This is a genomic window from uncultured Thiodictyon sp., assembly GCF_903828115.1.
Taxonomy (GTDB): Bacteria; Pseudomonadota; Gammaproteobacteria; order Chromatiales; family Chromatiaceae; genus Thiodictyon.
In genome coordinates this window covers 1-10,980 of the sequence record NZ_CAIKKU010000338.1, presented here as the reverse complement: position 1 = coordinate 10,980, position 10,980 = coordinate 1, and the positions used below count along the sequence as shown (strand labels likewise).

Genomic DNA, 10,980 nt, shown 5'->3' with positions numbered 1-10,980 from the left:
TTCCTTCGCCCATTTCGTGGTGTGAACAAGGTATATCTACAGCAGTACGTCGCTATTCATGAATGGGCTCACAATATCAAGACATGCTCTGTGGAATTCCTCAGGGTACTGTGTGGCATCACACAATTCGCCTCATGAGCCTCAAGGTTTTCACGTATTACCTCGTCGCTGGGTAGTGGAGAGAACATTTGCCTGGCTCGGTCGATCGCGTCGATTAAGTAAAGATTACGAGCGCAAACCAACGTCTAGCGAGGCACAGGTTTATATCGCGTCCGGCCGCTTGCTTCTACGACAGCTTTGCGATAATCAAATACCATATAAACTGGCGGACAATTGACGCTCTGTCATTTACAGGTTCCTTGACAGCCTCTTAGCTTAACGGGATTGGGTCAGGGAGTGCGGTCGGCTCGATCATCATCAGGTCTTGCCTTTTGCCTCCTGTCAGGCAAAAGGCAAGACCTAACCCCACCCTCCAAGCTACGCGGGCTACTTCGGTGAACGCGGGCCATATCCTTTTTTCTCTAGGCAACTGTTAAAATATGGTCCAAACAAGATAGCTTGCGTAAGATTGTCAGCTGCTGCCTGTTGCATACCACGCCAACCAGGGGTTGGGCCAGACTCCTCCATGGCCTGTTTATAGCATTCATTACGTTCAGTCACCATCTGTTCAGGCGTGGCACCTGGACGAACCCAATCTTTAGCGCTTGCGCAACCTAACAAACTGTAAAAAGCGCAACAAGCCGTTATCATTCTTATCGGTAAAGCGCACTGCATATATTTTACCTCTCTTAAGTGAACTGAAGTTTCCGGGTTCTGGAATCTGCACAGGGGCAGGCACTTGGGGCCGGGAGTTTTGGCAGGTTTTGGCTGGATCTGCGCAAACCCCTCGAAACTCCCCCCAGCGTAACCCCCCGCCCTTCTGGTACCCCCCCCGGGAAAAGCCGGAAACTTCAGTTAAGTGAACTAAGGAAGGAATAAGGAGCCAGGCTCAAGTAAATTGGAACCAGCGAGAAAATTTAAAATTGAACCTCTTGTAATTCTCATTGGAGTGGCTCCCAAGGTTTGGCTAAGCCGTAGGGACGCCGGTTACCCGGCGCCCCCGGCGCAGTCCCGGATTCGGGAAAAGAATTCAAACCTCGCCTCTATTGCCGAGACAAAAGGAGGCGGATTGCCGGGGCATCCGCGGCAACGTCCCAGGCAGTCTTTCCGGCTGCGTTTTTTGCATTTACGTTGGCCCCTTTGTCAAGTAAGAGGCGAACTATATCAGCGCGACCAGTTTCTGCTGCAAAAATTAAAGCTGTGTAACCGAGATATCCCGCCGAATTAACGTTCGCGCCTTTTTCTATAAGATTCCGCACCATCTGTTCGTGGCCGCTTCCGACATTTTCATGAGCGGCGCCAATGGCTAACAAAAGAGAAGTAAAACCCTGCTTGTTAATTTGGTTTGCATTTGCTCCTTTTTCTAGCAAAATACGGACAATGTCCTCGTTTCCCTTCATGGCAGCGTTCGTTAAGGCCGAATTACCGTTTTGCTGGACTGCGTTAACATCGGCTCCTTTGTCAAGCAAGATTCGGACGATATCCTTATGACCCGCAAACGCTGCTGCCATTAATGCTGTGCCACCTGAACTTTGGGCGTTAGGAGCGAATGCAATATTGACATTTGCCCCATTTTCCAGTAGCAATTTCGCCACTTCGGTTTGCCCGTTAAACGACGCAGTCATGAGCGCGGTCATCCCGATATTGTCTTTAGCGTTAACGTCCGCGCCTTTGCTGATGAGATTTCGTGCAACATCTGTCTGACCGTAACGCGATGCGGTCATTAGAGGAGTTCGGCTCTGGCTCGTAGCGCATCCCGAAAATAATACGATAATGCTAGCAATTGCGAAGAGCCGTGCCAAAGAGGGTGCCGACGTTAACATGCGAATATTTCCAGGAATATTAATGTTGAACCTAAAGCAGCGCGCGCCGGCCTTAATCATAAATCCGCCCACTCCGTTCAGTCTCGGAGTCGCCGATCCCTTGCAGAACATCCACTTGCGCGCGCAAACCCACATTGAGCGGCTGGCCTTGGGCGGATTTGTGATCAAGGCCCAGACGCCCTAGCCCACCCCACCCCACCCCGGGCACAGTTGAATGTAAAAGTAGACCATGCTTAACGAACTGTCAAGCCAGGGCGAGAAAATCCGTTCCATCCGGGGCCCATTTGTTAAGGGTCTTCACGAATCAGGCGCCACGCCTCGCTTTGGCCGTTGGCTGGCGATCAGGGCCTGGCAGTACATCGCCGCGTATCCCGACCGGCGGCCTTGGTCATCGGTCCGGCGGCCCGCCATATTCTGTGTGTCCGCTCCGGCTGAAAGATTGCCGTCCCAGATGGACATTCCAGGAAAATGTGCTATTACTGCGCCATGGCCGCGGCAGGGTCAAAAAGGGGTCAGGGTCAAAAAGGGGTCAGTACCCTTATTCAAATTCCCAATGGCATCTGACCCTCCGGCAGCCCCCGGTCATCCCTGACCTTTTTCGGCCGACCGCGACTGGCGTAGCCCACCTTCACTCCGAGCGCCCGCTCGATCTCGTCGCGAAACCGATCATTTCCCAGGGGCGTGCCTGTTGGGGGGATAAAGGGATAAAGGGATAAAGGGATAAAGGGGTCAGTACCCTTATTCAGAGGGATAAAGGGGTCAGTACCCTTATTCAGGGATAAAGGGGTCAGCGGGATAAAGGGGTCAGTACCCTTATTCAAATTCCCAATGGCATCTGACCCTCCGTCGGCCCCCGCTCATCCCTGACCTTTTTCGGCCGACCGCGACTGGCGTAGCCCACCTTCACTCCGAGCGCCCGCTCGATCTCGTCGCGAAACCGGTCATTCCCCAGGGGCGTGCCTGTTTGCAGGCACGCCCTGATTTCTTGGACGGTCGTGGGGTCGAGCGCCTGTTCAATGAGTTCCCGATAGACCTGCAACCGCTCCGGTTCCGTGGGGCCGAGCGAGCGATAAAGCCCATGCGGGGAGAGCAAGCCATCCGCCTTGCCCAGGGCATTGGCGCGATAGCTCGACCAGGGATAGTCCGCGGGGTGCGCGACCATCCCCGCCCGCACCGGATTGATCTCGATGTAGCGGTAACACGCGAGCAGATAGGCATCTTGCTGAACCGCGCCGGCCTTGAAGCGGCCTTCCCAGAGGGTGCCGCTGCGGCCATAGGCGTGGTTGATGTGGGGCACGAAGCGGCGGCCGAGGGCCTGGAGTGCCGCACTGATGGAGTCGCGACTCTCCGGCGTCACGAGCAGGTGGATGTGGTTGGTCATCTGGCAGTAGGCGTGGATCGCCGTGCCGCAGTGGGCAGCCGGGCGCAGCCGGACCGCATGGGGTGACAGCCTCACCGGACGGTCCAGAAGATCGGGTCCGAGGTGGGCAAAGTCCCCTGTTGTAAAGCAAACACTGCACCTTGCATCGAGCTTAGGTGCCTGTATTTTCTTGACATGCCTGCAACTCCTGTCGTTCGGCCCCGAGAAAGCGGCCAAAACTCTGAGCTGAAGCGTCCAAATTCCCCTGAAAGGCTCCCCAACTGTCAGCTTTTTTTACACTTCCGCGTCTGGAGTCCACGCAACGCGCGCCGGGCGGCAGCCCCGATGCCCCGGCAAGCCTTGCGCTTGCTGGAACGATCCGCGACTTGATGAGAATCAGGGGAAATTGGCGCGTCGCTTGCTATCTTATGGATACCGACCGAACCTGATGGGCTGCGGCTCGTTGATCGTGGACAGCGGGCCGGGGTTGCGGCAGGTTGAATCGAGAAAAAAAGTACTGGCCCGCTTTCGCGCCTTTTTTGTGCTTTCCTGAGCGGAATGCAGTTTAGTTCACAAGGGGAATAAGATGATCCGTATTGCGGATGGTAAGGTTGTGTGCAGTCTTTCATTCATTCTGATGAGCTGCATGGGGAGCGCATCGGCCACGCCTGTTTTGACCAGCTACTTGAATCCGTTATGGACGGACGCAAACAAGAGCCACGACGCCGGGAATTGGACGGAAAACTCCTGGGAGGATGCGAATAACAACGGCCATTGGGAAAATACTGAGACGCTCGCCGATGCTGTCAACGGAACCTGGAGTAGCCCGAAGACTGCCTACGACAACTCATGCTGGATCGCTTCCGCAGCTAACATGTTGGCCAGCGCCGGTTTCGCGTCCTCAAACGCGCAGGGTATCTATTGGGATATGGTATACAATATGAACTTTAATTACACCAACGACCGCGGCTGGGAATACGGCGGCTGGCAACATGAGGCAGTGAACTGGTATCTGAGCAACAGACCACATCCCGACGACCGCAGCTACGCCGTTTACTATTATGGAGTCTATGACGGCAGGGATGGCACCACGGCCATGGCCTGGCCCAGCGATCCCTTTGACCTCGCCGCTGACTTATTGTCAGGCGCAAATGACTTCCTGTCCCGCGGCGCCCAGGTGGGTATCGTCATTCACGATCCGAACGCATACCACGCCGTGACCTTTCAGGGTTACAATAGTACGCTGGGTACGATTTACATAACGGATTCGGATGCGGACAAGAAACCGTCGGGACTCGACGACTATGGCTACGACTTGCGCCCGCCCACCAATTGGCGCCTGAGCGATTACGTCGCAGGTGGCATTCCCGTGGACTATTTCGCCGTACTGACGGTTCCGGAGCCGGACGCGATCTCACTGATGCTCATCGGCGGCTGGCTCTTGGCCAAGAAACGCAGGAGGGGGAAGGGAGCCAATACGTTATTCAAATCCATAGCATCTGACCCTCCGGAGCCCCCGCTCATCCCTGACCTTTTTCGGCCAGCCGCGACTGGCGTAACCCCGAGCGCCCGCTCGATTTCTTTCAAAGTCACGGGATCGAAGGCGTGCGGGAGGAGTTCTCGGATAGACCCTCAACTAATGCGTGTCGGTCGCCCCAGCGACCGATGCAGCCCATGCGGCAGGGGGCATGAGCCCTAGTCCGGAATCTTCGACAAGAGAGGAGAACCTACGATGCGTACATTGACCAAATTCGCCGGCACCTGTGTCCTGGCGATGTCCGTGGTGACCACGGTGAACGCGGGCGCGTTCTCGCAGTTGGTCGTTTTCGGCGACAGTCTGTCCGACCCGGGGAATGCGGCGGCCATGACCACCCCCATAGGCGGCGGCCCGCCAGTCTTCCCTCCGTCCCCGCCCTATGCCTACCGTTTTTCAAACGGGCCGACGGCCGCCGAATACCTCGCGCAGTCCTATGGGGTCACGGTCAATCAGGGCTGGCCGACGGCTAACCCCAACTCCAACAACTTCGCGGTTGGCGGGGCATTGAACGGCGACGGCAACTACAACTCCACGGTCAACTCGCCCACCGGCTTGACGAACTACCCGGCGGTGGCCAATACGGGGATCGCAAAGCAGGTCGCCCGCTATGACAACAGTACGCTGGTTCCGGACCAGACGCTGTTCCTGCTGTGGGGCGGGCCGAACGACATCTTTCTCGGGCTCGCCGCGCAGCCGCAAAACATGGACACCGTAATCGTCCAGGCATTGGATGCCATGGCGTACAACATCCAGACGCTGGTGGGGTTGGGCGCGGAACACATCTTGGTCCCCGGTATGCCCGACCTCAGCAAGACGCCGGAAGCGCTGGAAGCGCTGGAAGCGGGCAAAGTAGACTTGTGGGCACTGATATCCAAGAGCAGCGCCGACTACAACCTCGGCTTGACGAACCTGCTGGATGCGCTGGATAGCCTGCTGTCGGACACGATACTCTATCGTTTCGACACGGCGGCGTTCCTCGGTCAAGTGACCGCCAATCCGGGGGCCTACGGGTTCACCAACACCGCGGACTCCTGCCTCTACAGCGGTTTCTGGTCCACCGACCCCGGATGTACGGGCTATCTCTATTTCGACAAGGTGCACCCGACCACCGCCGCGCACCGGCTGCTCGCCGCGCAGTTCGCCGCCGCGGCACCCGCACCCGAGACCTATGCATTGATGCTGCTGGGTTTGGCCGTGCTCGGGTGGTCGATGAATCGAAGTCGGCGCCGCTACGGTCAATGTGGGCAGTAGCCTTATGCGCTTTGTGCGATAATTCCAGGCCGAGCTTTCCGACCCAAGGTCCGAGACCAGCATGGCGTTACCCACGACTGCCGGGCCCAGGACCAAGGTCCTGGCCCTGTCCTCGCTCTACCCGAGCACGGCGCTCCCCCAAAACGGCATCTTCATCGAGCACCGGCTGCGCCACCTGCTGGCATCGGGGCAGGTGGACCTGCGGGTCGTCAGTCCCGTGCCCTGGTTTCCGCTGGCCGGCGCCCGGTTCGGCCGCTATGCCGCGTTCGCCCAGGTCGCGGCGCGCGAGGAGCGCTTCGGCATTCCGGTCACTTACCCGCGCTTTCCCACCATCCCGAAGGTTGGGATGACGCTCGCCCCCGCCCTGATGGCGGCGGCGCTCTACCCTAAGCTGCGCCGGCTGCTGGCGAGCGGGGACTTCGCCTTCGAGGTCATCGACTCCTACTACATCTACCCGGACGGCGTGGCCGCCGTCTGGCTGGGCCGGATGCTCAAGCGGCCGGTCATCATCAGCGCCCTGGGGACCGACATCAATCTGATCCCGCGTTATCGACTGGCGCGGCGGATGATCCAGTGGGCGGCGCACCACGCCGCCGGAATCACCACGGTGTGTCAGGCGCTCAAGGATGGGATGGTGGAGCTTGGCGTCGCGCCGCAGCGTATCCGCGTCGTTCTGCATGGCGTCGATCTGGAACTCTTCCGACCGTCGGCGGACCGGGAGGCACTGCGGGGGCGTTTGGGTCTGACCCGCCCCACCCTGCTGTCGGTCGGTCACCTGATCGAACGCAAGGGTCACAACTTTGTCATCGAGGCCCTGGCCGAGCTTCCCGACATGGACCTGGTGATCGCCGGCTACGGACCGGAAGAGGGCGCACTGCGCCGCTTGGCGAGCCGCCTCGGGGTCGCGGATCGCGTGCGCTTTTTGGGCTTCGTCGATCAGGCGGCGCTGCGTGATTGGTATGGCGCGGCCGATTGCCTGGTCCTGGCCTCCAGCCGGGAGGGGATTGCCAATGTCATTCTGGAGGCCCTGGCCTGCGGCACGCCGGTGGCGGCGACCCGGGTCTGGGGCGCGCCGGAGGTGATCGACAATCCCGCCGCCGGGGTCCTGATCGAGGAGCGCTCGGGGCGGGGTGTGGCGGCCGGCGTCAGGGCCTTGCGCGGCGTGGCGCAAGACCGAGACGCCACCCGCCGCCAGGCGGAGCGTTTTCGCTGGGAGCAAACCACGCATGACCATCTCGCGGTGCTTGCAGACGCATTGAAGCCAGGCGCCCTATCTTAATTGTACGGCTCAAGAAGAGGATTTCTCTCACGGAGACACGGAGACACGGAGACACAAAGAAAGACATTTCTAAAAACAGTGATCTGCGTCGGTTAGGATAGGCGATGCAGCGACTCGTCCTCGGTCGATTCTGTGTCTGACCGTCACCCGGCGTTGGTCCCAGCTTGTTGGCTGGACATCTGAAAGCTCTGTTATCCAGTCTTTATTCTCCGTGTCTTTGTGTCTCCGTGAGAGAATTTGGGGTGAATTCAGGCGAGCGCGTCATACACCCTCGTATAGCCGCCGATCATCGCGGCCTGACTGAAGACCGCGACCGCCCGGTCGCGGCCGGCACGTCCGTAGGCAGCCAGTCGCGCCGGATCGGTCAGGTTGCCGTGCAGCGACCGCGCCAGTGCCCCGGGGTCCGCGGCCGGGACCAGGTCGCCGGTAAGCCCCTCCAGCACCAGTTCGGGATTGCCGCCGACCCGGGTCGCCACGACCGGCAGCCCGCTAGCCATCGCCTCCAGCAGGGTGTTGGAGATCCCCTCACGCCGGGACGGAAGCACGAAAAGGTCCATACAACGATAGAGATCGGGGATATCGTCGCGAAAGCCCGGCAGCCAGGCGTGGTCCTGCAACCCGGCCGCGGCCAGCACCGCCTGCATCGGCGCGCGCAGGGCCCCGTCACCGACGACGACCATACGGACACGTCGACTCAATTCGGGGTGGGCTTGCAGCAGCCGGACCAGGGCTTGGGCCAGGGTGACCTGGTCCTTGACGGGCTCCAGGCGGCCGATGGTGCCGATCACCAGTGCGTCATCCGGGGCGAAGCCGCTCGGGAACAGGTGCCGGGGCCGCGCCCCCGGGGCGAAGCGCTCGATATCCACGCCGTTGTAGACAACCGACAGGTCCTGGGTCGGAATCCCGACCTGCGCGTGCAGCCACTGCTTGAGATCGGCCGACATCGTGATGTAGTGCCCGACCAGCAGGCGGCTCAAGCGCCGCAGGCGGTTGTAGCGTCGGTGGCGCCCCTCGAGCTCGACGGCGTCCAGGCCATGTTCGCTGTGGACCAGCCGGCGCACCCCGGCGAGCCGGGCGGGTACCAGCATGTCGATGGCGGGCAGGTTGCGCGTATGCACGAGCCAGGGGCGCAACTGCCGCAGGGCGCGGTAGACCCGGGCATAGGCGGCGGGGTCCTTGCCCGTCTGCTTGCCGATCTCGATGATCGGGACCGCGGGTCGGCGGATGCGCTCCCTGAAATCGGTCGCGTGGCTCAGACACAGGATGGCGTGCCGATAGCGCTCGGTCGGCATCCAATTGATCAGGTTAACCACACCGTTCTCCAGGCCGCCGTAGTCGAGCTTGAAGATGATGTGACAAATCAATCGGCGGTGGTCTGGTTCGCGGGGTTCGCGGGGGTCGCGGGAAACTGGGGTCATGGTCACTCATCCAAAAAAATCCACAGATGAACACAGATGAACACAGATTGAATTGTCATGCGCTTATCGCTAGTGTCAGAAGCACCGGCAAGGTGAGTCGCCAGCTAATCGTAAGTCAATGAATAATCTGTGTTCATCTGTGTGCATCTGTGGATAACTGCTCTTTCCAGGTTCATCTGACAGGCCTCGCGATGCGCACGCGCGGGGGTGCGTGGGGCCGCGGTTCAGGAGGGGGCCTTGGTCATCCGTGCGGCATCGGTCCGCGCAGCGGACTCTACGGGCTCGCGGCGGGTCCGCGGGGCGGACCGACCGCCGGGCGCACGCCGCGAGCGCAGTGGTCAGGGCGAGGATGAGCGCGGAGAGGGAAGCGCCAGGATAACCCGTACCACGCCCGCCGCGGCAGGTCTTGGGAGCACGCCAACACCGGCCACGGCGCACCAATTAGGCCCCGACCTGGCACTGAATGCGCGATCTTAGGGCGGCTTGCCGGACCAAGACCACCACCGCTGGCGCGGCAGACGAGCCGATTCGGCGATCCACTCAAGCAATCGGGCCTGACCGCCCACCTTGGCCCAGGCCCGCGGACACCGCCGAGGCTACCACAATCACTGGCACGCAACGTGCTTGCTCAAGGGATACACCCCCGAGCCACCAGGCAGTCGCACCATGCTAAGGCAATTCCAATCCAGTGGCGGCGGTCAGGTCCAGTCCAAACAGGCTGGCCCCGCGATGGCCTACCACGAGTTCTACAGCGACAACTTCGTACCGCGCGAACATTATCGCCCGATGTGGGAACACATCCAGGGGGCCGGGCAGCAGATGCTCGGCGCCAAGGCGCACGAGGCCCACCTGGCGCTGCACACCGAAGGCGTCACCTTCACCCTCTACTCGGACCAGGACGAGGGGATCGAGCGGGTCTGGCCCTTCGATATCCTGCCGCGCATCATCACCGCCGATGAGTGGACCATGCTGGAGGCGGGGCTCAAGCAGCGCATCCGCGCCCTGAACCTGTTCCTGAAGGACCTCTACCACGGCCAGCGCATCCTCAAAGACGGGGTGGTCCCCCCGGAACTGATCTACCGCGGCAAGGATTTCCGCCGCGAGATCATGGACATCGATCCACCCCACGACATCTACACCCACATCAGCGGGATCGACCTGATCCGCGACGAGGAGGGGCGCTATCTGGTCCTGGAGGACAACCTGCGCACCCCCTCGGGCGTGTCCTACATGATCGAGAACCGGATCGTGGAGCGGCGCATACTCCCGGAGTTCTTCGCCCGCTACAAGGTCCGCCGCGTCGAGCACTACCCCGCCCTGTTGCTCCAGGCCCTGCGCTTCCTCTCCCCGCGCGGCCCCGACGAGGCCACCATCGTGGTCCTGACCCCCGGCATCTTCAACTCGGCCTATTTCGAGCACACCTTCCTGGCCAAGGAGATGGGCGTGGAACTGGCCGAGGGCCGGGATCTCGTGTGCGAGAACGACAAGGTCTATCTCAAGACCACGCAGGGGCTGCGCCGGGTGGACGTAGTCTACCGGCGGGTGGACGACGACTTCCTGGACCCCCTGGTGTTCCGTGCCGACTCCACCCTGGGGGTCGCCGGGATCATCGACGCCTGGCGCGCCGGCAACGTAGCCCTGGTGAACGCGCCGGGCAGCGGCATCGCCGACGACAAGGCGGTCTATGCCTATGTGCCTGAAATCATCCGCTACTACCTGGGGGAGGCGCCGATTTTACAGAACGTGCCCACCTATCAGATGACCGACCATCAGGACCGCGCCTATGTGCTCGACAACATGGAGAAGATGGTGATCAAGGCGGTGGCCGAGTCCGGCGGCTACGGCATGTTGATGGGCCCCTCCTCCACGACCGCCCAACGGGCCGAGTTCGTCAAAAAGATCAACGATAACCCGCGCAATTACATCGCTCAGCCGGTGGTACAGTTGTCGCGCCACATCTGTTATCTGGACGGGGAACTGGAGTCGCGCCACCTGGATCTCCGCCCCTTCATCATCTACGGCGATGGCATCGAGGTGGTCCCCGGGGGACTCACGCGCGTGGCCCTGACCAAGGGGTCCCTGGTGGTCAACTCGTCCCAGGGCGGCGGGAGCAAAGACACCTGGGTCTTGGCGAACTAAGTAACGAGTCAAACACAATCGCTGTCGTTGTCGTTGTCGTTGTCGTTGTCGTAATCGTAATCGGAGACGCGATG

At 60.6% G+C, this 10,980-nt stretch carries 7 protein-coding genes and 1 pseudogene; 5 read left to right on the top strand and 3 right to left on the bottom strand.

What is annotated here, in order from left to right; all coding sequences use genetic code 11:
• Window positions 1-136 precede the first annotated feature (136 nt).
• Window positions 137-337 (top strand): annotated as a pseudogene (locus tag QZY48_RS12550) (transposase); the annotation flags it as partial.
• Window positions 338-1,142: 805 nt separating this feature from the next.
• Here the strand turns inward: QZY48_RS12550 and QZY48_RS12545 are convergent.
• Window positions 1,143-1,922 carry an ankyrin repeat domain-containing protein gene (locus QZY48_RS12545; protein ID WP_295431195.1) on the bottom strand — a complete coding sequence of 260 codons (780 nt, stop codon included), beginning with the start codon at window positions 1,920-1,922 and terminating at the stop codon, window positions 1,143-1,145.
• An 817-nt stretch (window positions 1,923-2,739) separates the two neighbouring features.
• Complete coding sequence (locus QZY48_RS12540; RefSeq protein WP_295431194.1) at window positions 2,740-3,378, bottom strand: transposase; 639 nt, start codon at window positions 3,376-3,378, stop codon at window positions 2,740-2,742.
• A 490-nt stretch (window positions 3,379-3,868) separates the two neighbouring features.
• Between QZY48_RS12540 and QZY48_RS12535 the strand changes: the two genes are divergently transcribed.
• The 3 genes from QZY48_RS12535 (at window position 3,869) to QZY48_RS12525 (ending at window position 7,349) form a co-directional block, all read left to right on the top strand.
• A complete protein-coding gene (locus QZY48_RS12535) occupies window positions 3,869-4,981 on the top strand; it encodes a PEP-CTERM sorting domain-containing protein (RefSeq protein ID WP_295431193.1) in 1,113 nt (370 codons plus the stop codon).
• Between the two features lie 33 nt (window positions 4,982-5,014).
• The gene (locus QZY48_RS12530; protein ID WP_295431192.1) at window positions 5,015-6,070 is read left to right on the top strand and encodes an SGNH/GDSL hydrolase family protein; all 1,056 of its coding nucleotides are present in this window, start codon (window positions 5,015-5,017) and stop codon (window positions 6,068-6,070) included.
• Window positions 6,071-6,131: 61 nt separating this feature from the next.
• Window positions 6,132-7,349: a glycosyltransferase family 4 protein gene (locus QZY48_RS12525; RefSeq protein WP_295431191.1), complete on the top strand. Its 1,218-nt coding sequence runs from the start codon at window positions 6,132-6,134 to the stop codon at window positions 7,347-7,349.
• A 248-nt stretch (window positions 7,350-7,597) separates the two neighbouring features.
• Here the strand turns inward: QZY48_RS12525 and QZY48_RS12520 are convergent, their stop codons facing one another.
• Window positions 7,598-8,767 (bottom strand): TIGR03088 family PEP-CTERM/XrtA system glycosyltransferase, encoded by a 1,170-nt coding sequence (locus QZY48_RS12520; RefSeq protein ID WP_295431190.1) that lies wholly within the window; start codon window positions 8,765-8,767, stop codon window positions 7,598-7,600.
• Between the two features lie 666 nt (window positions 8,768-9,433).
• Here QZY48_RS12520 and QZY48_RS12515 point away from each other — a divergent pair.
• Window positions 9,434-10,906 (top strand): circularly permuted type 2 ATP-grasp protein, encoded by a 1,473-nt coding sequence (locus tag QZY48_RS12515; protein WP_295431189.1) that lies wholly within the window; start codon window positions 9,434-9,436, stop codon window positions 10,904-10,906.
• Window positions 10,907-10,980: the final 74 nt, after the last annotated feature.